General features: G+C 58.2%; 22 protein-coding genes and 2 tRNA genes. 21 read left to right on the top strand and 3 right to left on the bottom strand.

Annotated features, from left to right (window positions below; all coding sequences use genetic code 11):
* Nucleotides 1-34 precede the first annotated feature (34 nt).
* A complete protein-coding gene (locus PSH87_RS24270; protein WP_017735533.1) occupies nt 35-469 on the top strand; it encodes a type II toxin-antitoxin system RatA family toxin in 435 nt (144 codons plus the stop codon).
* Entirely contained in the window at nt 462-764 is a 303-nt protein-coding gene (locus PSH87_RS24265) for an RnfH family protein (RefSeq protein WP_305431405.1), read from the top strand. Before PSH87_RS24270 ends, PSH87_RS24265 begins: the two co-directional genes overlap by 8 nt.
* 63 nt (nt 765-827) lie before the next feature.
* Here PSH87_RS24265 and PSH87_RS24260 read toward each other — a convergent pair whose 3' ends face one another.
* Nucleotides 828-1,355 (bottom strand): outer membrane protein assembly factor BamE, encoded by a 528-nt coding sequence (locus tag PSH87_RS24260; RefSeq protein WP_017735535.1) that lies wholly within the window; start codon nt 1,353-1,355, stop codon nt 828-830.
* A gap of 98 nt (nt 1,356-1,453) precedes the next feature.
* Between PSH87_RS24260 and fur the strand changes: the two genes are divergently transcribed.
* Nucleotides 1,454-1,858, top strand: a complete 405-nt coding sequence (fur, locus tag PSH87_RS24255; protein WP_026136635.1) for a ferric iron uptake transcriptional regulator — start codon at nt 1,454-1,456, stop codon at nt 1,856-1,858.
* Between the two features lie 85 nt (nt 1,859-1,943).
* Here fur and recN read toward each other — a convergent pair whose 3' ends face one another.
* Entirely contained in the window at nt 1,944-3,617 is a 1,674-nt protein-coding gene (recN, locus tag PSH87_RS24250) for a DNA repair protein RecN (protein WP_017735537.1), read from the bottom strand.
* A 254-nt stretch (nt 3,618-3,871) separates the two neighbouring features.
* On the opposite strand from recN, the gene grpE reads away from it, so the two are divergent.
* The 8 genes from grpE to PSH87_RS24210 all read left to right on the top strand — a co-directional run bounded on the left by grpE (nt 3,872) and on the right by PSH87_RS24210 (nt 14,337).
* Entirely contained in the window at nt 3,872-4,432 is a 561-nt protein-coding gene (gene grpE, locus PSH87_RS24245; protein ID WP_017735538.1) for a nucleotide exchange factor GrpE, read from the top strand.
* Nucleotides 4,433-4,534: 102 nt separating this feature from the next.
* Nucleotides 4,535-6,451: a molecular chaperone DnaK gene (dnaK, locus tag PSH87_RS24240; RefSeq protein ID WP_017735539.1), complete on the top strand. Its 1,917-nt coding sequence runs from the start codon at nt 4,535-4,537 to the stop codon at nt 6,449-6,451.
* Nucleotides 6,452-6,767: 316 nt separating this feature from the next.
* Nucleotides 6,768-7,892, top strand: coding sequence for a molecular chaperone DnaJ (gene dnaJ, locus PSH87_RS24235; protein ID WP_017735540.1), 1,125 nt, complete (start codon nt 6,768-6,770; stop codon nt 7,890-7,892).
* Between the two features lie 9 nt (nt 7,893-7,901).
* Entirely contained in the window at nt 7,902-8,708 is an 807-nt protein-coding gene (gene dapB, locus PSH87_RS24230; protein WP_026136636.1) for a 4-hydroxy-tetrahydrodipicolinate reductase, read from the top strand.
* A gap of 259 nt (nt 8,709-8,967) precedes the next feature.
* Nucleotides 8,968-10,104 (top strand): glutamine-hydrolyzing carbamoyl-phosphate synthase small subunit, encoded by a 1,137-nt coding sequence (gene carA / locus PSH87_RS24225; protein ID WP_305431400.1) that lies wholly within the window; start codon nt 8,968-8,970, stop codon nt 10,102-10,104.
* Between the two features lie 105 nt (nt 10,105-10,209).
* Complete coding sequence (carB, locus tag PSH87_RS24220; RefSeq protein WP_124527761.1) at nt 10,210-13,431, top strand: carbamoyl-phosphate synthase large subunit; 3,222 nt, start codon at nt 10,210-10,212, stop codon at nt 13,429-13,431.
* Nucleotides 13,428-13,904, top strand: coding sequence for a transcription elongation factor GreA (gene greA, locus PSH87_RS24215; RefSeq protein ID WP_003235048.1), 477 nt, complete (start codon nt 13,428-13,430; stop codon nt 13,902-13,904). The genes carB and greA overlap by 4 nt, the downstream gene beginning before the upstream one ends.
* 28 nt (nt 13,905-13,932) lie before the next feature.
* On the top strand, nt 13,933-14,337 hold the full coding sequence (locus PSH87_RS24210; protein ID WP_305431399.1) for an MFS transporter: 405 nt from the start codon (nt 13,933-13,935) through the stop codon (nt 14,335-14,337).
* Nucleotides 14,338-14,346: 9 nt separating this feature from the next.
* Here the strand turns inward: PSH87_RS24210 and PSH87_RS24205 are convergent, their stop codons facing one another.
* On the bottom strand, nt 14,347-14,655 hold the full coding sequence (locus PSH87_RS24205; RefSeq protein WP_017139256.1) for a YhbY family RNA-binding protein: 309 nt from the start codon (nt 14,653-14,655) through the stop codon (nt 14,347-14,349).
* Between the two features lie 105 nt (nt 14,656-14,760).
* Between PSH87_RS24205 and rlmE the strand changes: the two genes are divergently transcribed.
* From rlmE to nusA, 10 genes are all read left to right on the top strand, one after another.
* On the top strand, nt 14,761-15,411 hold the full coding sequence (gene rlmE / locus PSH87_RS24200; RefSeq protein ID WP_017735545.1) for a 23S rRNA (uridine(2552)-2'-O)-methyltransferase RlmE: 651 nt from the start codon (nt 14,761-14,763) through the stop codon (nt 15,409-15,411).
* Between the two features lie 200 nt (nt 15,412-15,611).
* Nucleotides 15,612-17,522: an ATP-dependent zinc metalloprotease FtsH gene (gene ftsH / locus PSH87_RS24195; RefSeq protein ID WP_017735546.1), complete on the top strand. Its 1,911-nt coding sequence runs from the start codon at nt 15,612-15,614 to the stop codon at nt 17,520-17,522.
* Between the two features lie 8 nt (nt 17,523-17,530).
* Entirely contained in the window at nt 17,531-18,382 is an 852-nt protein-coding gene (folP, locus tag PSH87_RS24190) for a dihydropteroate synthase (RefSeq protein WP_305431398.1), read from the top strand.
* A gap of 16 nt (nt 18,383-18,398) precedes the next feature.
* On the top strand, nt 18,399-19,736 hold the full coding sequence (gene glmM, locus PSH87_RS24185; RefSeq protein WP_017735548.1) for a phosphoglucosamine mutase: 1,338 nt from the start codon (nt 18,399-18,401) through the stop codon (nt 19,734-19,736).
* A 66-nt stretch (nt 19,737-19,802) separates the two neighbouring features.
* Nucleotides 19,803-20,558 (top strand): triose-phosphate isomerase, encoded by a 756-nt coding sequence (gene tpiA / locus PSH87_RS24180; protein WP_026136640.1) that lies wholly within the window; start codon nt 19,803-19,805, stop codon nt 20,556-20,558.
* Between the two features lie 4 nt (nt 20,559-20,562).
* The gene (gene secG / locus PSH87_RS24175) at nt 20,563-20,946 is read left to right on the top strand and encodes a preprotein translocase subunit SecG (protein ID WP_026136641.1); all 384 of its coding nucleotides are present in this window, start codon (nt 20,563-20,565) and stop codon (nt 20,944-20,946) included.
* Nucleotides 20,947-20,968: 22 nt separating this feature from the next.
* Nucleotides 20,969-21,054, top strand: a tRNA-Leu gene (locus PSH87_RS24170).
* A gap of 96 nt (nt 21,055-21,150) precedes the next feature.
* Nucleotides 21,151-21,227, top strand: a tRNA-Met gene (locus PSH87_RS24165).
* A gap of 140 nt (nt 21,228-21,367) precedes the next feature.
* Nucleotides 21,368-21,826 (top strand): ribosome maturation factor RimP, encoded by a 459-nt coding sequence (gene rimP / locus PSH87_RS24160; protein WP_032864760.1) that lies wholly within the window; start codon nt 21,368-21,370, stop codon nt 21,824-21,826.
* A 47-nt stretch (nt 21,827-21,873) separates the two neighbouring features.
* Nucleotides 21,874-23,355: a transcription termination factor NusA gene (gene nusA, locus PSH87_RS24155; protein ID WP_017735551.1), complete on the top strand. Its 1,482-nt coding sequence runs from the start codon at nt 21,874-21,876 to the stop codon at nt 23,353-23,355.
* The last annotated feature ends 27 nt before the right edge of the window (nt 23,356-23,382 follow it).

The raw sequence follows: 23,382 nt of genomic DNA, 5'->3' as shown, positions 1-23,382 counted from the left end.
CGATGTTTGCCTCAGCAGTGGAAATAACGCTCACATGACGACGCACATTCAACGTTCGGCCCTGCTGCCCTATCCGGCGCAGGCGCTCTATGACCTGGTCAACGACGTGGCGCGTTACCCGGAATTCTTGCCGTGGTGTTCGGCCGCCGAGGTGCTGGAGAGCAGTGATGAACACATGGTGGCCAGTGTCGGCGTGGCGAAGGGCGGGATTGGCCAGCACTTTGTTACGCGCAATGTCCTGGTGCCTGGGAAGTCCATCGAAATGAATCTGCAGGAAGGGCCGTTTACCCAGCTTCACGGTGTGTGGGTATTCAAGGCGTTAACTGACAAGGCGTGCAAGATCAGCCTGGATCTTTCCTTTGATTACGCGGGGCCGCTTGTGCGCGCGACGTTGGGTCCTTTGTTCAATCAGGCGGCCAATACCCTGGTGGACGCGTTCTGCCAGCGTGCCAAGCAACTGCATGGTTGAGATTGAAGTGGTGTACGCCGCCGAGAATCGCCAAGTCTTGCGAGTACTGGTGGTACCGTCGGGCACCAGCCTGCGGGCGGCGGTGCAGGCATCGGGGATCGCGGCGCAGTTTCCTGAAGTGGTGCTGGCGGAATGCCCGTTGGGGATATTTGGCAAGGTGGTTGCGGACCCTGAGATTCGGGCTGTGCAAGCGGGAGATCGGATTGAGATCTATCGGCCCTTGCTGGCGGACCCAAAGGAGGTGCGTCGGTTGCGTGCTGCCAAGGCAGCGTTGGCCAGGCAGCAGAATTCCTAGGCTTGCCAAATGGCAGGCAACAAAAAGCCCGGCATGCCGGGCTTTTTGTTGAGCGCCGCAAACTTACTGCGGGCTGGTGTCCAGAGGCTGCGGCGTCGGAACTGGAACAGTTTCCACGCCGTCGACGTCTTTCTGGATCTTGTCGAGCAGTGAGCCCGGCTTGGCCGGTACTTCGGACTTCGGCTTCTCGCCTTCCTGCGCTGGCGCAGTCGGGGTGGTGCCGTTGTCCTTGCCGAGCAAGGCCTCATCGCGGCTTACACCGGGCATGAAGTCGCCGGACAGGCTCACAAGCTGGTCATTGCCATTAAAAATGACGCTGACGCGTTCCTGTTGGCGTTCACCGCCACCAGGCTGGATGCTGTAGAGATAATCCCAGCGATCAGCATGGAAAGTGTCGGTCAGCAGGGGGTTGCCCATGATAAACCGTACTTGCCGTCGGGTCATTCCCGGGCGTAACTGGTCTATCATGTCCTGCGTGACGACATTGCCCTGCTGGATGTCGATTTTGTAAACCCCGGGGAATGAACAACCGGCGAGTGCGAGCAGTCCCACAAAGGTGAAACTGGTTAGCAAGAGCTTGGTGTTTTGCATCGGTGGGCGACTTCCACTATCTTGGCTGGGACAACGTAAACGCCGATCATACCCGTATTAAGAGAAGCTGCGAAGCAGCATCCGCGAGAAAGCTAACCATGGTTGAAAATAGCGAACTACGCAAAGCCGGTCTTAAAGTGACTCTGCCACGAGTCAAGATTCTACAAATGCTCGATTCTGCTGAGCAGCGCCACATGAGTGCCGAAGATGTCTACAAGGCGCTGATGGACTCAAACGAAGACGTTGGCCTGGCCACGGTTTACCGTGTACTGACCCAGTTTGAGGCCGCAGGGCTGGTGGTTCGTCACAATTTCGACGGTGGCCATGCGGTGTTTGAATTGGCTGACGGTGGTCATCACGACCATATGGTTGACCTGGATACCAATGAGGTTATCGAGTTCACCAGCCCGGAAATCGAAAGGCTCCAGCACAAAATTGCTGAGGAGCATGGCTTCGATCTGGTTGACCACAATCTCGTGTTGTACATCCGTAAGAAAAAGTAAAAACAGCGCAGATTTGCCCTGTGAAACGATCGAAGGCGACCCTAGGGTCGCCTTCGTGCTTTCTATAAAAGGTGAAAATCGCAGATCAGGCTTTTGACGCCACCACCATTTTCTTCGCATGCGCCAAAGACTCTTTGGTCAGGTCGATGCCGCCGAGCATCCGCGCCACTTCTTCCACGCGTTCCGATTTATTCAGCTTGGACACGGCCGTGTGCGTCGCATCGCTGCCGCGCACTTTATGTACAAACAGGTGTTGATGCCCCTGGGCCGCTACTTGTGGCAAGTGAGTGACCGTCAGTACCTGGCCGCGATCCCCCAGGCGACGTAGCAGTTGGCCGACAATTTCCGCTGTCGGCCCGCCAATGCCCACGTCCACTTCGTCGAATACCAGCGTTGGTACGCGAGACGTTTGCGCCGTAATGACCTGGATCGCCAAGCTGATCCGCGACAACTCGCCGCCGGACGCCACTTTTGCCAGTGCCTTGAGCGGTTGCCCAGGGTTGGCGCTGACCAGCAGCTCTACCTGTTCGAGGCCGTGAGGTTGCAGTTCATTGTTGGTATTGGCCCGCAGCTCAATGGTGAAGCGTCCGCCAGGCATGCCCAGTCGCTGGATTTCCTGTTCCACGGCGCTGGCGAGGCTGCTGGCGGCCTGTTGTCGCAGATCGCTCAGCTCTCGTGCCTTCTCTTGGTAGTGTCGGGCAAAAGCAGCAAGCTCATCGGCAAGGCGTTCAATGGATTCGTCGTTGGCGTTCAGGGTTTCGATTTCATCCAGCAGCTTTTGCTGCATCGTCGCCACTTCGGTGGGTTGGATTCGATGTTTGCGCGCCAGGGTATAGATAGTGTCCAGGCGCTCTTCGATTTCCTGTAGTCGCGCTGGGTCGGCATCGAAGTGGTCCAGAAAGCGATTCAGTTCGCCAACGGCTTCCTCGACCTGGATCTGCGCGCTGGTCAGCAGGGTGGTCGCTTCGTTCAGCGAGCCGGACGCATTGTTCACGCTGGACAGGCGATTGAGGCTGGCGGTCAGCGCGTTGAGTACATTGCCCGAATCGCTCTCGCTGCATTGCTCGACCACCTGGCGGCAAATGCCCAGCAGGGTTTCGGCGTTGGTGAGGTTCTTGTGCTCCTGCTCAAGTTGCTCCAGTTCGGTTTCGCCCAGGCCCAGGCTTTCGAGTTCTTCGAGTTGATAGCTGAGCAATTGGTGGCGAGCGCGCTGCTCGTCACCGGAATTGGACAAGCGTTCCAGTTCCTGACGCGTCTGGCGCCAGCGCTGGGCTGCCAACTGCACTTGCCGTGCAAGGTCGGTGGCGCCGGCGTACTCGTCGAGCAGGCGGCGGTGAGTGTCGGTTTTCAGCAGGGACTGGTGTTCGTGCTGGCTGTGGATGTCGATCAGCAGCTCGCCCAGGGCTTTCAGGTCGCCAAGGGGGCAGGGCGTGCCGTTGATGTAGCCGCGTGAGCGGCCTTCGGCGGTGATGACCCGGCGCAGGATGCACGGGCCGTCGTTGTTCAGGTCGCGTTCGGCGAGCCAGGCTTCGGCTTCTGGGATATCCGCCAGGTCGAAGGTCGCCAGGATGTCGGCCTTGTCTGCGCCTGGGCGCACAACGCCGCTGTCGGCGCGGTCGCCGAGGGTAAGGCCCAGGGCGTCGAGCATGATCGACTTGCCGGCGCCGGTTTCGCCTGTGATTACGCTCATCCCGCGATCCAGTTCGAGATCCAGGTGTTCAACGATGGCGTAGTTATGTACAGACAGGTGCACGAGCATGACGGCCGCTCCCAGGCGTTAGGTCTGGTTATTTATACAGTGTTTTGTTCTGGGCTGACAATCCTGACGCTTAGCTCGATTTGCTTGAATGGCTTATTTTTTTAGCGCAATCAGGAATGACCGTGGCGGAATTGATCCGGGACACACGAAAGACTTTTGGTAATGCTCGCGCCCTTGAACCTGGAAATTGTGGCCCCATATACCGGAACAGAAGCGCGAGTTGAGTTCGCGCATGATTTTGAAAGGAGAAAACTATGGCTGACGAACAGACGCAGGATACGCAAACTCCAGACGCTAATGCGGCTGCCGGCGATGACATGGCAACTCGTGTGCAAGTGCTCGAAGAGCAATTGGCCGCTGCGAATGATCAGGCTTTGCGTGTTGCCGCCGATCTGCAGAACGTCCGCCGCCGTGCCGAGCAGGATGTAGAAAAGGCCCACAAGTTCGCACTGGAAAAATTCGCCGGTGACTTGCTGCCGATCATCGACAGCCTGGAACGTGGCCTGGAGTTGTCCAACGCGGACGACGAAAACATCCGCCCAATGCGCGAAGGGATCGAGCTGACCCTGAAAATGTTCCAGGACACCCTGAAGCGTTATCAGCTGGAAGCCATTGATCCACAAGGCGGCGAGCCGTTCAACGCTGAGCATCACCAGGCCATGGCCATGCAGGAAAGCCATGATCTTGAGCCGAACAGCGTGCTGAAAGTGTTCCAGAAGGGTTATCTGCTCAACGGTCGCTTGTTGCGCCCGGCAATGGTGGTGGTGAGCAAGGCTCCTGCACCTGTTGCACCTTCTATTGATGAGCAGGCTTGAAATCCGCCGCAAGGCCCCCATTTATAAGTCAAGCGTTTAAGTGCTACCGCAGTTAGCCACCACTGCTGCGGCAACCAAATTCAAGTTTCGGGAGAGTAAATCATGGGCAAAATTATCGGTATCGACCTGGGGACCACCAACTCGTGTGTCTCCGTTATGGAAAACGGTAAAGCTAAAGTTATCGAAAACGCCGAAGGCGCGCGTACTACGCCGTCGATCATTGCTTACGCCAATGACGGTGAGATCCTGGTGGGTCAGTCGGCCAAGCGCCAGGCTGTCACCAACCCGCACAACACCCTGTACGCAGTAAAGCGTCTGATCGGTCGTAAGTTCGACGAAGAAGTCGTACAGAAAGACATCAAGATGGTTCCGTACAAAATCGCCAAGGCTGACAACGGTGACGCCTGGGTTGAAGTGAACGGCAATAAAATGTCGGCTCCACAGATCTCGGCTGAAGTCTTGAAAAAGATGAAGAAGACTGCCGAAGACTACCTGGGTGAGCCAGTGACCGAGGCGGTGATCACCGTTCCGGCCTACTTCAACGACAGCCAGCGCCAGGCGACCAAAGACGCCGGCCGCATCGCGGGCCTGGAAGTAAAACGTATCATCAACGAACCAACCGCAGCTGCTCTGGCTTACGGTATGGACAAGGCCAAAGGCGACCACACCGTGATCGTTTATGACCTGGGTGGTGGTACTTTCGACGTCTCCGTAATCGAGATCGCTGAAGTTGACGGCGAGCACCAGTTCGAAGTGTTGGCCACCAACGGCGACACCTTCCTGGGTGGTGAAGACTTTGACATTCGTCTGATCGACTACCTCGTCGACGAATTCAAGAAAGAAAGCGGCATGAACCTCAAGGGTGACCCGCTGGCGATGCAGCGCCTGAAAGAAGCTGCTGAAAAGGCCAAGATCGAACTGTCGTCCAGCAATGCGACCGACGTGAACCTGCCGTACATCACTGCAGACGCCACCGGTCCTAAGCACTTGAACGTGAAGATTTCTCGCGCCAAGTTGGAATCGCTGGTTGAAGACCTGGTTCAGCGCACCATCGAGCCTTGCCGCATTGCTCTGAAAGACGCCGGTATCGACGTTGGCGCGATCAACGACGTGATCCTGGTGGGCGGTCAGACCCGTATGCCACTGGTTCAGCAGAAGGTCACCGAGTTCTTCGGCAAGGAAGCACGTAAAGACGTGAACCCGGACGAAGCGGTTGCCATGGGTGCTGCTATCCAGGGCGCGGTATTGGCCGGCGACGTGAAAGACGTGCTGCTGCTGGACGTCAGCCCGCTGACCCTGGGTATCGAAACCATGGGCGGCGTGATGACCGCGCTGATCGAGAAAAACACCACGATTCCTACCAAGAAATCGCAAGTGTTCTCGACTGCCGATGACAACCAGGGCGCTGTGACCATTCACGTGCTGCAAGGTGAGCGCAAACAGGCTGCCCAGAACAAGTCCCTGGGCAAGTTCGACCTGGCCGAGATTCCACCAGCACCACGTGGCGTGCCACAGATCGAAGTGACCTTCGACATCGATGCCAACGGCATCCTGCATGTCGGCGCGAAAGACAAGGCGACTGGCAAAGAGCAGAAGATCACGATCAAGGCCAGCTCCGGTCTGACTGATGAAGAAATTCAACAGATGGTTCGTGATGGTGAAGCCAACGCTGCCAAGGATGAGGAGTTTGTAGCGTTGGCCGCTGCTCGCAACCAAGGCGATGCCCTGGTTCACTCGACGCGCAAGATGGTTGCTGATGCAGGCGACAAAGTGACTGCCGAAGAGAAGACCGCAATCGAAGCTGCCGTGGTTGCCCTGGAAGCCGCTGTCAAAGGCGACGACAAGGCTGCCATCGATGCCAAGGTTGAGGAGCTGTCGAAAGTCTCCGCGCCGGTTGCTCAGAAAATGTACGCCGAACAACAGGCTCAGCCTGAGGGCGGCGCGCAACAGGCAGAGCCTGAAGCCAAGCACGACGACGTTGTCGATGCCGAGTTCGAAGAAGTCAAAGACCAGAAGTAAGTTGGTCGCCCGGTTGACCGCTATCAAGCGGTGACTGGTAGGATGTCGCCGCGCGGGAGCTTGCTCCCGCGTTGGCGTGTCTGGGGTATACGAATTTTTACAGCATGCGACAGCGTTCGGGTGCTGGCGGTGTGATCGGGAATGCTCCTGCTTTCCGAGCAGTAAATACCGCATTTTGGCCGGGTACCTGGCTAAAAGTAGTAATGACCAGGATCGTTGAATTGACGTGAGTTGGGTCCGGGCCTGTATTGGGGCTCAACGAGTTTGGCAGGGCTCAGGAGGGTCTGGCCGAACGTCCTTAAGAGTGCAAAGACTTATGGCAAAGCGTGACTATTACATTGTGTTGGGTGTGGAGCGCAGCTCCAGCGAGGCGGACCTGAAGAAGGCTTACCGTCGCCTGGCGATGAAGCATCACCCGGACCGTAACCCGGATAGCAAAGAATCCGAAGAGCTGTTCAAAGAGGCCAACGAGGCCTACGAATGCCTGTCTGATCCCAACAAGCGTGCGGCCTACGACCAGTACGGCCATGCCGGTGTCGACCCAAGTATGGGTGGCGGCGGCGCCGGTTTTGGTGGTCAGAACTTCTCCGATATCTTCGGCGATGTCTTCAGTGACTTCTTCGGCGGTGGCCGTGGTGGCCAGCGTGGTGGCGCCCAGCGTGGCAGCGACTTGCGCTACACCCTGGAGCTGAACCTGGAAGAAGCTGTGCGCGGCACCAGCGTCAATATTCGCGTGCCAACGCTGGTCAACTGCACGCCATGCGATGGCTCGGGCGCGAAGAAAGGCTCCTCGCCGATCACCTGCCCGACGTGTGGTGGTATTGGTCAGGTCCGTATGCAGCAAGGCTTCTTCTCGGTGCAGCAGACCTGCCCGCGTTGCCATGGCCAGGGCAAGATCATTTCCGATCCATGCGACGCTTGCCACGGCGAAGGCCGCGTCGAAGAGTACAAGACCCTTTCGGTGAAAGTGCCGGCGGGCGTCGATACTGGTGATCGCATCCGCCTGTCGGGCGAGGGCGAGGCGGGTACCCAGGGCGGACCAACGGGCGACCTGTACGTGGTGATCAATGTGCGTGAGCACTCGATCTTCCAGCGTGACGGCAAGCACCTGTTCTGCGAAGTGCCGATCAGCTTTGTCGATGCAGCCTTGGGCGGCGAGTTGGAGATTCCGACCCTTGACGGGCGGGTGAAGCTCAAGATTCCTGAGGGGACGCAGACCGGCAAGCAGTTCCGTATCCGTGGCAAAGGCGTTGCGCCGGTGCGCGGTGGCGGTGCTGGCGACCTGATGTGCCGTGTGGCGATCGAGACGCCGGTCAACCTGAATCGTCGTCAGCGCGAGCTGCTTGAAGAGTTCCGCGGTTCGCTGGCGGGTGATGACTCCCACTCGCCGAAGACCACGGGCTTTTTCGATGGTGTGAAGCGCTTCTTCGGCGACCTGTAAGGAATGAATATGCGACGTATAGCCGTGATGGGCGCTGCCGGGCGCATGGGCAAGACGCTGATCGAGGCGGTGCAGCAGCGCTCGCCAGTCTCCGGGCTGACGGCGGCGATCGTTCGCCCCGGCAGTACGTTGATCGGTGCGGACGCCGGTGAGTTGGCCTCGTTGGGGCGTATCGGTGTGCCGTTGTCGGGCGACCTGGCGCAGGTGGCCGATGAGTTTGACGTGCTGATCGACTTCACGCTGCCGGACGTGATGCTGAAAAACCTGGCGTTCTGCCGCAAGGCGGGCAAGGCCATGGTTATCGGTACTACAGGTTTGAGCGCTGAGCAGAAGCAGTTGCTGGTGGAGGCGGGCAAGGAGATTCCGGTCGTATTTGCCGCCAACTTCAGTGTCGGCGTGAATCTGTCGCTCAAGTTGCTGGACCTGGCCGCTCGTGTGCTGGGCGATGAAGCGGATATCGAGATTATCGAAACCCATCACCGTCACAAGATCGACGCGCCGTCGGGTACTGCGCTGCGCATGGGTGAGGCAATTGCCGACGCGCTGGGTCGTGATCTGTCGAAGGTGGCGGTGTACGGCCGTGAAGGCCATACCGGTGAGCGTGCGCGTGACACCATTGGTTTTGCGACCGTGCGCGGGGGTGATGTGGTCGGTGATCACACGGTGCTGTTCGCCACTGAGGGCGAGCGCCTGGAAATCACGCACAAGGCATCCAGTCGCATGACCTTTGCCAAGGGTGCGGTACGTGCTGCGCTGTGGTTGGAAGGTCGCGAACCGGGTCTGTATGACATGCGCGACGTGCTGGATCTGCACTAATCAGTAGCTAAAACGGGGCCTCAGGATTATCCTGAGGCCCCGTTTTTACCCGCTAAGCGACGTCCTGTCGCATTCCCCTGCCTTTTAGGCTCATTAGCGGTGGACCAAAAAAGCCTTTTTCTGTAAGCTACAGCTTTAGTGTGTCCACTAAAAGCGCGCAGAATAATTCAGTGAAGAAGCGGGGTGACGTGTCCATACGTCACTCCGCTTTTTTACAACCTGCGATCGCCCTTTCAGGCTTTATTTACGGGAGGTCTTCTTGACTAAGCCAGCCATACTCGCCCTTGCTGATGGCAGCATTTTTCGCGGCGAAGCCATTGGAGCCGACGGTCAGACCGTTGGAGAGGTGGTGTTTAACACCGCCATGACCGGCTATCAGGAAATCCTTACCGATCCTTCCTACGCCCAACAGATCGTTACCCTGACCTATCCGCACATCGGCAACACCGGTACTACACCGGAAGACGTCGAGTCTGATCGTGTCTGGTCGGCCGGCCTGGTGATTCGTGACCTGCCACTGGTTGCGAGCAACTGGCGTAACACGATGTCGCTGTCCGATTACCTGAAAGCCAACAACGTTGTGGCGATCGCCGGTATCGATACGCGCCGCCTGACACGCATCCTGCGTGAAAAAGGCTCGCAGAACGGCTGCATCATGGTCGGTGACAACATTTCCGAAGCCGCGGCGATTGCTGCAGCACAGGGTTTCCCTGGCCTGAAAGGCATGGACCTGGCGAAAGTCGTCAGCACCAAGGAATCCTATGAGTGGCGCTCCACTGTCTGGGACTTGAAGACCGACAGCCACGCGACCCTCGAAGCCGCTGACCTGTCATACCACGTTGTGGCCTACGACTACGGCGTCAAGTACAACATCCTGCGCATGCTGGTCGAGCGCGGCTGCCGCGTGACCGTGGTGCCGGCGCAAACCCCGGCCAGCGATGTCCTGGCCCTGCAGCCGGACGGCGTGTTCCTGTCCAACGGCCCGGGCGATCCTGAGCCGTGCGACTACGCCATCCAGGCGATCAAGGAAGTGCTGGAAACCGAGATTCCGGTATTCGGTATCTGCCTCGGTCACCAGCTGCTGGCCCTGGCCTCCGGCGCCAAGACCCTGAAAATGGGTCACGGCCATCACGGTGCCAACCACCCTGTGCAGGATCTGGACACTGGCGTTGTGATGATCACCAGCCAGAACCACGGTTTTGCGGTGGATGAAGCGACTTTGCCGGGCAACGTCCGCGCCATTCACAAGTCGCTGTTCGACGGTTCCCTGCAAGGCATCGAGCGCACTGACAAGAGCGCGTTCAGCTTCCAGGGCCACCCTGAAGCCAGTCCGGGCCCGAACGACGTAGCGCCGCTGTTCGACCGTTTCATCAATGAGATGGCCAAGCGACGCTGACTGAGCGACCTGCGGGCGGCCCCGAATTTCGGTGGCCCCCGCGGGCACTTCAAGGATTGTTCAAGACGGCTTGCCGACTGACCTGCGGATTTGAGTGACAAACCCATGCCAAAACGTACAGACATAAAAAGCATCCTGATTCTCGGCGCTGGCCCGATCGTGATCGGCCAGGCCTGCGAATTCGACTACTCCGGCGCCCAGGCCTGCAAGGCCCTGCGCGAAGAGGGTTACCGCGTCATCCTGGTGAACTCCAACCCGGCCACCATCATGACCGACCCGGACATGGCCGACGCCACCTACATCGAACCGATCAAATGGCAGACCGTTGCCAAGATCATCGAGAAGGAGCGCCCGGACGCGCTGCTGCCAACCATGGGCGGCCAGACCGCCCTGAACTGCGCCCTGGACCTGGAGCGCGAAGGCGTCCTGGAGAAGTTCGGCGTAGAGATGATCGGTGCCAATGCCGACACCATCGACAAGGCTGAAGACCGTTCGCGTTTCGACAAGGCGATGAAGTCCATCGGCCTGGCGTGCCCGCGTTCCGGTATCGCCCACAGCATGGAAGAGGCCAATGCGGTCCTCGAGACCCTGGGCTTCCCGTGCATCATCCGTCCGTCCTTCACCATGGGCGGCACCGGTGGTGGCATCGCGTACAACCGTGAAGAATTCGAAGAAATCTGCGCCCGTGGCCTGGACCTGTCGCCGACCAAAGAGCTGCTGATCGACGAATCGCTGATCGGCTGGAAAGAATATGAGATGGAGGTTGTCCGCGATAAGAAGGACAACTGCATCATCGTCTGCTCCATCGAAAACTTCGACCCGATGGGCGTGCACACCGGTGACTCGATCACTGTGGCTCCGGCACAGACCCTGACCGACAAGGAATACCAGATCCTGCGTAACGCCTCCCTGGCGGTATTGCGCGAGATCGGCGTGGAGACCGGTGGTTCCAACGTTCAGTTCGGCATCTGCCCGGACACCGGCCGCATGGTCGTGATCGAGATGAACCCGCGTGTATCCCGCTCGTCGGCCCTGGCTTCGAAAGCCACCGGCTTCCCGATCGCCAAGGTCGCGGCCAAGCTGGCGGTGGGTTACACCCTGGACGAGCTGTCGAACGACATCACCGGCGGCAAGACCCCGGCGTCCTTCGAGCCGTCCATCGACTACGTTGTGACCAAGCTGCCACGTTTCGCCTTCGAGAAGTTCGCCAAGGCTGACGCACGCCTGACCACGCAGATGAAGTCCGTGGGTGAAGTCATGGCCATCGGCCGGACTTTCCAGGAATCCCTGCAGAAAGCCCTGCGCGGCCTGGAAGTGGGCGTTTGCGGCCTGGACGAGAAGCTCGACCTGAGCAACCCGGAAAGCATGAGCGTGCTCAAGCGAGAGCTGACCGTGCCGGGCGCCGAGCGTATCTGGTACGTGGCTGACGCCTTCCGTGCCGGCATGACCGTCGAAGATATCTTCGGCATGAACATGATTGACCCGTGGTTCCTGGTACAGATCGAAGATCTGATCAAGGAAGAAGAGAAGGTCAAGACCCTGGGTCTGGCCAGCATCGACCGCGACATGATGTTCCGCCTCAAGCGCAAGGGTTTCTCCGACCAGCGTCTGGCCAAGCTGCTGGGTGTGACCGAGAAGAACCTGCGCACCCATCGCCACAAGCTGGAGATCTTCCCGGTCTACAAGCGCGTTGACACCTGCGCCGCCGAGTTCTCCACCGACACCGCATACCTGTACTCCACCTACGAGGAAGAGTGCGAAGCTGCGCCGTCGGGTCGCGACAAGATCATGATCCTGGGTGGCGGTCCGAACCGTATCGGCCAAGGCATCGAGTTCGACTACTGCTGTGTGCACGCCGCTCTGGCCCTGCGCGCAGACGGGTACGAGACCATCATGGTCAACTGCAACCCGGAAACTGTTTCCACCGACTACGACACCTCCGATCGCCTGTACTTCGAGCCAGTGACCCTGGAAGACGTGCTGGAAATCGTGCGCGTCGAGAAGCCGAAAGGCGTGATCGTCCAGTACGGCGGCCAGACCCCGTTGAAACTGGCCCGCGCCCTTGAGGCCGCTGGCGTACCGATCATCGGTACCAGCCCTGACGCCATCGACCGTGCCGAAGACCGTGAGCGCTTCCAGCAAATGGTTGAGCGCCTGAACCTGCGTCAGCCGCCAAACGCCACCGTGCGCAGCGAAGACGAGGCCATTCGTGCCGCCAGCAAGATCGGCTACCCGTTGGTGGTGCGTCCGTCCTACGTACTGGGCGGTCGTGCGATGGAAATCGTCTACGAAGAAGAAGAGCTCAAGCGTTACCTGCGTGATGCGGTGAAAGTGTCCAACGACAGCCCGGTGCTGCTGGACCACTTCCTCAACTGCGCCATTGAAATGGACGTGGATGCTGTCTGCGACGGTACTGATGTGGTGATCGGCGCGATCATGCAGCACATCGAACAAGCGGGCGTTCACTCCGGTGACTCCGCGTGCTCGCTGCCGCCGTACTCGCTGCCTCTGCACATCCAGGACGAGATGCGTGAACAGGTCAAGAAAATGGCCCTGGAGCTGGGCGTGGTCGGCCTGATGAACGTACAGTTGGCGCTGCAAGGCGAAGACATCTACGTCATCGAAGTCAACCCGCGTGCTTCGCGTACCGTGCCGTTTGTTTCCAAGTGCATCGGTGTGTCCCTGGCCATGATCGCTGCCCGCGTGATGGCCGGTAAGACCCTGAAGGAAATCGGCTTCACCAAGGAAATCATTCCGAACTTCTACAGTGTGAAAGAGGCGGTGTTCCCATTCGCCAAATTCCCTGGTGTGGACCCGATCCTGGGCCCAGAGATGAAGTCCACCGGTGAAGTGATGGGTGTGGGCGATACCTTCGGTGAAGCCTTCGCCAAGGCCCAGATGGGCGCCAGCGAAGTGCTGCCGACCGGCGGTACTGCGTTTATCAGCGTGCGTGATGACGACAAGCCACTGGTTGCAGGCGTGGCCCGTGATCTGATCAACTTGGGCTTCGAAGTCGTGGCCACTGCCGGGACCGCCAAGCTGATCGAAGCTGCCGGCCTGAAAGTGCGTCGCGTGAACAAGGTGACGGAAGGCCGTCCGCACGTGGTCGACATGATCAAGAATGACGAAGTCACCCTGATCATCAACACCACCGAAGGTCGCCAGTCGATCGCGGATTCCTACTCCATTCGCCGTAACGCCTTGCAGCACAAGATCTACTGCACCACCACCATTGCTGCTGGCGAAGCCATCTGCGAAGCGCTCAAGTTCGGTCCTGAAAAAACCGTGCGCCGCTTGCAGGATCTACACGCAGGATTGAAGGCATGACCAAATACCCAATGACCGTCCAGGGCTTCAAGGCCCTGGAAGAGGAGCACGCCCACCTGACCAAGGTCGTACGTCCAAAGCTGAGCCAGGACATCGGTACGGCCCGCGAGCTGGGTGACTTGAAGGAAAACGCCGAATACCACGCTGCCCGTGAGCAGCAGGGTATGGTCGAGGCGCGGATCCGTGACATCGAAGGTCGCCTGCAGAATTCGGTGGTCATCGATGTGACGACCATTCCGAAGACGGGCAAGGTGATTTTCGGCACCACCGTGGAAATCGCCAACGTCGAGACTGACGAGAGCGTGGTTTACCACATCGTTGGTGAAGATGAAGCTGACTTCAAACTCGGCAAAATCTCCGTCGGCTCGCCGCTCGCTCGCGCCTTGATTGCCAAGGAAGAGGGTGATGTGGTGGCCGTCAAGACGCCGGGTGGCGTGATCGAGTACGAGATTGTTGAAGTTCGTCACGTCTGAACGGCGGCGCCCGCTTCGTGCGGGCGCCATGCTTTGGCAGCTCTCCCAGATGCTCTGGGTGGGCGGCCTGTGGTTGTTGCACATTGGTGTTTTGCCGGCGCTGGGCCTGATTGGCCTGGCACCGTTGCTGATCGATGAGATCGGCGGATTACTGAGTGCACTGCTGGTGGGTTTTGCGGCGGCGTGCGTGATACTCCAGGCGCTGGTGCTGGTCAAGGCCGAAGGCTGGGGGAGTTTGTGGCGGGATATTCGCGGCCAACTGCTGTTGATGGCGCTGTATGCGTGTGCAATGTTCTGCATCGTGCATGTGTGGCTGCCGGAAGCGTTGCGCTGGCAGTTGTTCAGCTATCTTGTATTGGGGTTCTCTGGCTTGGTGCTGGTAGTACAGCCGGCGCCGGGATGGAGTGGCAGGGCGCGCGAAGCACGCCCGTGACCCTTTGAATCATTTGAAGCGATGAACGTTCGACAGTTGCTTGTTGACGCTGAAATTCTTGCGATACAGCAGCGCCATCTTGCCGATGACCTGAACCAGGTCCGCTTTGCCCACCTTGCACAGTTCTGCAATGGCGGCCAGGCGCGCTTCGCGGTCAAGGATGTTGACCTTGATCTTGATCAGTTCGTGATCGCCCAATGCGCGTTCAAGTTCGGCTAACACACCTTCAGTCAAACCGTTGTCTGCCACAATCAGAACTGGTTTCAGATGGTGGCCAATGGATTTGTACTGTTTCTTCTGCTCTTGAGTGAGCGGCATAATCTGACCCCTGCGTCTGATCTTGTAAAAAGCGGCGGCCAGTTTACCCGAGCGAGTCCGGGACCGCCCAGTTAATCACGACCCGTTTTATTTTCGAGGTGGCCCGTGGCCCGTTCCAAAACTAGCCTTAAGTGGCTGCAAGAGCATTTCAACGACCCTTACGTCAAAAAGGCGCAGAAGGACGGCTACCGTTCCCGCGCCAGCTACAAGCTGCTGGAGATCCAGGACAAGGACAAGTTGATTCGTCCAGGCATGAGCGTTATCGACCTTGGTGCCGCCCCTGGTGGCTGGTCCCAGGTGACCAGTCGTCTGATTGGTGGGCAGGGTCGCCTTATCGCTTCCGACATCCTTGAGATGGACAGCATCCCGGACGTGACCTTTGTCCATGGAGACTTCACCCAGGACACGGTGCTCGCCGAAATCCTCGAGGCGGTGGGAAATTCGCAGGTAGACCTTGTGATTTCCGACATGGCCCCCAATATGAGTGGATTACCGGCCGTCGATATGCCGCGTGCAATGTTCCTTTGCGAGCTGGCGCTGGATTTGGCGGGTCGGGTATTGCGCCCTGGTGGCGATTTCCTGGTGAAAGTCTTCCAGGGTGAAGGTTTCGACGAGTACCACAAGAACATACGCAAGTTGTTCGATAAGGTGCAGACGCGTAAGCCAGACTCTTCCCGAGACCGCTCCAGGGAACAATACCTGCTGTGCCGCGGCTTCCGTGGCGTCGAAGGTGCGACGAGCGAAGAGCGTTTTTAAGAAAGCCGAGGAAGGCGATAGGTTTTTTTATGTCGCTTTCGTCACGAAGCTTTACGAATATTGTGTAGTCAAAGTTTCACAAAGGGTTACAGACGGCGCCTGCCAGTGTTGTAGGTAATGTAGTAAGTTAGGCCGGTGAATATCATGCGAAGCGCGCGCCAGTAGCGGAGCTTGCTTCAGAGGGTAGTTAATTGAACGATATGGCAAAGAATCTGATCCTGTGGTTGATCATCGCAGCTGTCCTGGTGACGGTGATGAACAACTTCTCCAGCCCTAACGAGCCGCAGACCCTCAACTATTCCGACTTCATCCAGCAGGTCAAGGATGGCAAGGTCGAGCGTGTAGCGATTGATGGCTTTGTGATCAACGGCAAGCGCAGCGATGGCGATAGCTTCAAGACCATTCGCCCGAATATCCCGGACAACGGCCTGATTGGCGATCTGGTGGACAACCACGTGGTTGTCGAAGGCAAGCAGCCAGAGCAGCAGAGCATCTGGACGCAGCTCCTGGTAGCCAGCTTCCCGATCCTGGTGATTATCGCCGTGTTCATGTTCTTCATGCGCCAGATGCAAGGTGGTGCGGGAGGCAAGGGCGGGCCGATGAGCTTTGGCAAGAGCAAGGCGCGCCTGCTTTCCGAAGACCAGGTGAAGACCACCCTGGCTGACGTCGCAGGTTGCGATGAAGCCAAGGAAGAAGTGGGTGAGCTGGTCGAGTTCCTGCGCGATCCGGGCAAGTTCCAGCGCCTGGGTGGCCGTATTCCTCGCGGCGTGCTGATGGTGGGCCCGCCGGGTACCGGTAAAACCTTGCTGGCCAAGGCGATTGCCGGCGAAGCCAAGGTGCCTTTCTTTACCATTTCCGGTTCTGACTTCGTCGAGATGTTCGTCGGTGTGGGTGCCAGCCGTGTTCGCGACATGTTCGAACAGGCCAAGAAGCACGCGCCTTGCATCATCTTCATCGATGAGATCGACGCCGTTGGTCGCCATCGTGGCGCGGGCATGGGTGGCGGTCACGATGAACGTGAACAGACCCTCAACCAGTTGCTGGTCGAGATGGACGGTTTCGAGATGAATGACGGCATCATCGTCATCGCTGCGACCAACCGTCCAGACGTATTGGACCCTGCATTGCTGCGTCCAGGCCGTTTCGACCGCCAGGTGGTGGTTGGTTTGCCGGACATCCGTGGTCGCGAGCAGATCCTCAAAGTGCATATGCGCAAAGTGCCAATGGGCGACGACGTGGCTCCGGCCGTGATTGCCCGAGGTACTCCAGGCTTCTCCGGTGCCGACCTGGCCAACCTGGTGAACGAGGCCTCGCTGTTTGCCGCCCGTACTGGCAAGCGCATCGTGGAAATGAAGGAATTCGAACTGGCGAAAGACAAGATCATGATGGGCGCTGAGCGCAAATCCATGGTCATGTCCGAGAAAGAGAAGCAGAACACCGCTTACCACGAAGCCGGTCACGCCATTGTGGGGCGCGTTGTGCCTGAGCATGATCCGGTCTACAAGGTGTCGATCATTCCTCGCGGCCGGGCATTGGGTGTCACCATGTTCCTGCCGGAAGAGGATCGCTACAGCCTCTCCAAGCGTGCACTGATCAGTCAGATCTGTTCGCTGTACGGTGGCCGTATCGCTGAAGAAATGACCTTGGGCTTCGACGGTGTGACCACCGGTGCTTCCAACGACATCATGCGTGCCAGCCAGATTGCACGAAACATGGTGACCAAGTGGGGTCTGTCGGAAAAACTCGGTCCGTTGATGTATGCCGAGGAAGAAGGCGAAGTGTTCCTGGGTCGTGGCGGCGGTGGTCAAAGCGCAAGCTTCTCCGGCGAGACAGCCAAGCTGATCGACTCCGAGGTGCGCAGCATCATTGACCAATGCTACGGCACGGCCAAGCAGATCCTGACCGACAATCGCGACAAGCTGGATGCGATGGCTGACGCGCTGATGAAGTATGAAACCATCGATGCCGACCAGATCGACGACATCATGGCGGGTCGCGCCCCGCGTGAACCACGCGATTGGGAAGGTGGCTCGGGTACTTCGGGTACCCCGCCAGTGGCTCAGAATGAACGCCCGGAAACCCCGATCGGCGGCCCTGCGGCTGACCTTTAAGGTTTGAAATGACTTCTGTGTTGTCCTCCACCCGGTTGCCTTGCGGCAATCGGGTTCTTGATTTGGCCCATACGCACGTGATGGGTATTCTTAATGTAACCCCCGACTCCTTTTCCGACGGTGGCCGCTTCAGTCAGCTTGATGCTGCCTTGCGCCATGCCGAGGCGATGGTGGCGGCTGGGGCTACGTTGATTGATGTGGGTGGTGAGTCCACTCGTCCCGGTGCGCGTGTGGTTTCTCCTTTGGAGGAGCTGGAGCGGGTTGCGCCGATTGTTGAGCGCATCGCCCGTGAACTGGATGTGATTATCTCGGTTGATACGTCCACCCCGGCGGTGATGCGTGAAACTGCGCGCCTTGGGGCTGGGCTGATCAACGATGTACGCTCATTGCGGCGTGATGGTGCCCTGGATGCGGCGGCAGCCACCGGTTTGCCGGTGTGCCTGATGCATATGCTGGGGGAGCCTGGGGATATGCAGGACAACCCGCATTACGACGACCTGGTTGGCGAGGTGAGTGGTTTCCTGGCTGAAAGGATCGCCCAGTGCGCCAGTGCAGGGATCGCCGCCGAGAAGATCATCCTTGACCCCGGGTTTGGTTTTGCCAAGACCCTGCAACATAATCTGAGTCTGTTTAAGCACATCGAATCCCTCCATGCCCTTGGTCGCCCGCTGTTGGTAGGGGTTTCGCGCAAGAGCATGATAGGGCTGGCCTTGAATCGTCCAGTGGGTGAGCGGTTGTATGGTGGCCTGGCGCTTGCGGCGCTTGCCGTGACCAAGGGCGCGCGCATCTTGCGCGTACATGACGTCGCCGAGACGGTCGATGTGGTGCGCATGCTGGCCGCTGTAGAATCCGCCGAATAAGAATGATGGAGCACTTATGACTAAAAAATACTTTGGTACCGACGGTATCCGTGGTCGGGTCGGCGAGTTCCCGATTACCCCTGATTTCATGCTCAAACTGGGTTGGGCGGCAGGCATGGCGTTCCGCAGTATGGGCGCGTGCCGCATCCTGGTGGGCAAGGACACCCGGATTTCGGGTTATATGTTTGAGTCTGCGCTGGAGGCGGGTTTATCTGCCGCCGGTGCTGATGTGATGTTGCTGGGGCCGATGCCGACGCCTGCGATCGCCTACCTGACGCGTACCTTTCACGCTGAAGCCGGTATCGTGATCAGTGCTTCGCACAATCCCCATGATGACAACGGCATCAAGTTCTTCTCCGGTCAGGGCACCAAGTTGCCTGATGAAATCGAACTGATGATCGAAGAGTTGCTGGATGCGCCGATGACCGTGGTCGAGTCCAGCAAATTGGGCAAGGTGTCGCGCATCAACGACGCCTCGGGCCGCTACATTGAGTTCTGCAAGAGCAGCGTGCCGACCAGCACCAATTTTGCCGGGCTGAAAATCGTCGTCGATTGCGCGCATGGTGCGACCTACAAGGTAGCCCCGAGTGTCTTCAAGGAGTTGGGCGCGGATGTCACCGTGTTGTCGGCTCAGCCGGATGGTTTGAACATCAACGAAAACTGCGGCTCCACTCATATGGAGCAGTTGCAGGCCGCCGTACTCGCCAAACATGCCGACCTCGGTATTGCCTTTGATGGTGATGGCGATCGCGTGCTGATGGTCGATCACACGGGGGCCGTGGTCGATGGCGATGATCTGTTGTTCATCATTGCGCGTGATTTGCATGAGCGTGACAAGCTGCAAGGCGGTGTAGTCGGCACGTTAATGAGTAATCTGGGGCTGGAGCTGGCCTTGGCTGATCTCGGCATACCTTTCGTTCGCGCCAACGTGGGTGACCGTTATGTGATTGCCGAGTTGCTGGAGCGTAACTGGCAGGTCGGCGGCGAGAACTCCGGGCATGTGGTCTGCTTCCAGCACACCACCACAGGCGACGCGATTATTGCTGCGCTGCAGGTGTTGCTGTCGTTGCGCCGCCGTGAAGAGAGTCTTGCCCAGGCGCGTCAGGCGCTGCGCAAGTGTCCGCAGGTGCTCCTCAATGTGCGCTTCGCGGGTGGCGAAAACCCGATCGAGCACCCGGCTGTCAAAGAGGCGTGCGAGCGCGTAACGCTAGCAATGGCGGGGCGTGGGCGCGTGTTGTTGCGCAAGTCCGGCACAGAGCCTCTGGTGCGTGTCATGGTCGAAGGTGACGATGAAACACAGGTTCGCGAGCACGCTGAAAGCCTGGCAAAACTGGTAAGTGAAGTTTGCGCCTGAATTCGGCTTGCCAGTGATGATGTGGTTGGGTAACATCTGCGCCCACTTTGACCGACGAGGTACAGCATGCGTCGCACTATGGTAGCTGGTAACTGGAAGATGCACGGTACCCGCGCCAGTGTCGCTGAGCTGGTAAATGGCCTTCGTCACTTGGCCTTGCCTAGCGGTGTTGATATCGCTGTATTTCCGCCTTGCTTGCATATCGCCCAAGTGGTTGATGGCTTGAAAGGCAAGTCGATTCAGGTCGGCGCGCAGAACTCTGCAGTGGAAGCGATGCAAGGTGCGTTGACGGGTGAGATTTCGCCGAGTCAGCTGGTTGATGTGGGTTGTTCCTATGTGCTCGTTGGGCACTCCGAGCGTCGTCAGATGATGGGCGAGCGTGATGGAACACTCAACCGCAAGTTCGCAGCGGCACAGGCTTGTGGCTTGATTCCAGTGTTGTGCGTAGGGGAAACCTTGGCGGAGCGCGAATCGGGCAAGACTCTTGAAGTTGTCTCGCGTCAGCTGGGCAGCATCATCGAGGAGCTGGGTGTTGGTGCGTTTGCAAAGGCAGTAATTGCTTACGAGCCGGTCTGGGCCATTGGTACCGGGCTGACTGCTACACCGCAACAGGCGCAGGATGTGCACGCAGCCATCCGCGCGCAGTTGGCGGCAGAGAATTCTGAGGTCGCACAAGGTGTGCGGCTTCTATACGGCGGCAGCGTGAAGGCGGCCAATGCGGTCGAACTGTTCGGCATGCCGGATATCGATGGGGGGCTCATTGGTGGAGCTTCCCTGAATGCAGATGAGTTCGGTGCGATCTGTCGCGCCGCGGGAAACTGAAAAAATGCTGGAAACAGTCGTAGTCGTTTTTCATCTGTTGGCTGCCCTGGGCGTAGTTGCCCTGGTTTTGTTGCAACAGGGTAAAGGTGCGGATGCTGGTGCGTCTTTCGGTGCAGGTGCTTCAAATACTGTGTTCGGAAGCCAAGGTTCCTCTACCTTTCTTAGTAAGTTTACTGCTATACTTGCCGCAGGTTTTTTCATAACCAGCTTAGGGTTAGGTTACTTTGCTAAAGAGAAAGCTCATGTGCTGACTCAAGTAGGCTTGCCAAACCCAGCGGTGCTGGAAGTACCAAAAGCAAAACCGGCTTCTGACGATGTCCCGGTGCTTCAAGAGCAAAAGTCGGCTACTCCAGCGACTGACGTACCTCAAGCTCAAGAGCAGAAGTAAGAAGGGTTGTAAACGCTGTATTGCCGAGGTGGTGGAATTGGTAGACACGCAACCTTGAGGTGGTTGTGCCCATAGGGTGTAGGGGTTCGAGTCCCCTTCTCGGTACCAATTATCAGGAGAGCCCGCTGTTGCGGGCTTTCTTGTAGGTGGAAGGTTACATTGACCCTGCAAGGGATCGGTCGTATACTTCCGCCCCAGCTTTGTCGCGGGGTGGAGCAGTCTGGTAGCTCGTCGGGCTCATAACCCGAAGGTCGTCGGTTCAAATCCGGCCCCCGCAACCAGTTTTAGCGGAGCCCCTTTTAAGGGGCTTTTTGTTAGCTGGACACTTTCAACGCCGCTGTTCGACGGCGTTTCAAGGATGGGCGTTTCGCCCATTTTTTTATTTTGCACAGCATGCACATACATGCACGAGGGGGTTCAGGTGTCGAGCAAGCTAGAAGAGTTGCAGGCCTTGCTGGCCCCGGTGGTCGTGGCCCTAGGCTATGAATGCTGGGGTATTGAGTTTTCGGCTCAAGGTCGCCACTCAATGTTGCGCGTTTATATCGATAAAGAGGGCGGTGTGCTGGTGGACGATTGCGCCATTGTCAGCCGTCAGATCAGCGGTGTCCTGGATGTTGAAGATCCAATCTCCGTTGAATACACCCTCGAAGTTTCCTCGCCAGGCATGGAACGCCCACTGTTCACTATCGAGCAGTTTGCCAAATATGCCGGTGACCAAGTGAAGATCAAGCTGCGCTCCCCTTTTGAAGGGCGACGCAATTTTCAGGGCCTTCTACGCGGTGTAGAAGAACAGGATGTCGTGGTGCAGGTAGACGACCATGAGTTCCTGTTGCCGATCGATATGATCGACAAGGCCAACATTATTCCCAGTTTTGACTGAGACGCGGATCCCGCGGATCCAATGGCTTGCGAAAGGCGAGGCGTACGATGAGCAAAGAAGTACTGCTGGTTGTTGAGTCGGTATCCAACGAAAAGGGTGTACCGGCAAGCGTGATTTTTGAAGCGTTGGAGCTGGCCCTGGCCACTGCTACCAAAAAGCGTTTTGAAGACGAAGTTGATCTGCGTGTGGAAATCAACCGCCACACCGGTGCCTACGAGACTTTCCGTCGCTGGACGGTTGTCGAAGAGGACGATCTTGATGATCCGGCCATCGAAACCTGGCCAAGCAAGGTTGCGCAAACGCACCCTGGCGCCAAGGTCGGTGATGTTGTCGAAGAAAAGATCGAGTCCATCGAGTTCGGCCGCATTGCTGCACAGACTGCCAAGCAAGTCATCGTGCAAAAAGTCCGCGAAGCTGAGCGCGCGCAAGTCGTTGACGCTTATCGCGAGCGCCTGGGTGAAATCATCTCCGGCACCGTGAAAAAAGTGACCCGCGACAACGTGATCGTCGACCTGGGCAACAACGCCGAAGCGTTGCTGGCCCGTGAAGACATCATCTCTCGCGAAACCTTCCGTGTTGGCGTGCGTCTGCGTGCGCTGCTCAAGGAAATCCGCACCGAGAACCGCGGCCCTCAGTTGATCCTGTCGCGTACCGCGCCGGAAATGCTGATCGAGCTGTTCCGTATCGAAGTGCCGGAAATCGCCGAAGGCCTGATCGAAGTCATGGCTGCGTCCCGCGACCCGGGTTCGCGTGCCAAGATCGCGGTCCGTTCCAAGGACAAACGCATCGACCCGCAAGGCGCTTGCATTGGTATGCGCGGTTCGCGCGTCCAGGCAGTGTCGGGCGAATTGGGCGGTGAGCGTGTGGACATCGTCCTGTGGGACGACAACCCGGCGCAGTTCGTGATCAACGCCATGTCGCCGGCTGAAGTGGCGGCAATTATCGTTGACGAAGATGCCCATGCAATGGACATCGCCGTTGGCGCAGACAATCTGGCTCAGGCCATTGGTCGTGGTGGTCAGAACGTGCGTCTGGCCAGCCAACTGACTGGCTGGACCCTGAACGTGATGACCGAATCGGACATCCAGGCTAAGCAGCAAGCTGAAACCGGTGACATCCTGCGCAACTTCATCGACGAGCTGGAAGTCGACGAAGACCTGGCGCAGGTGCTGGTAGATGAAGGCTTCACCAGTCTGGAAGAGATTGCCTACGTACCGTTGGAAGAAATGCTCAACATCGACGGCTTTGACGAAGACACCGTCAACGAGCTTCGCGCTCGGGCCAAGGATCGTTTGTTGACTAAAGCCATCGCTACTGAGGAAAAGCTGGCAGACGCCCATCCGGCCGAAGACCTGCTCTCGCTTGAGGGTATGGACAAGGATTTGGCGATGGAACTGGCGGTGCGCGGCGTAATTACCCGCGAAGACCTGGCCGAGCAGTCTATTGACGATCTGCTCGACATCGACGGCATTGACGATGATCGTGCCGGCAAGTTGATCATGGCCGCCCGAGCCCATTGGTTCGAGTAACTAGGCGCGGCCTGAGGAGAGAAGTGC

The sequence above is a fragment of the Pseudomonas sp. FP453 genome (assembly GCF_030687495.1).
GTDB lineage: Bacteria > Pseudomonadota > Gammaproteobacteria > Pseudomonadales > Pseudomonadaceae > Aquipseudomonas.
The sequence above is the reverse complement of the archived record's forward strand: the minus strand, read 5'-3'. Positions and strand labels throughout refer to the sequence as shown.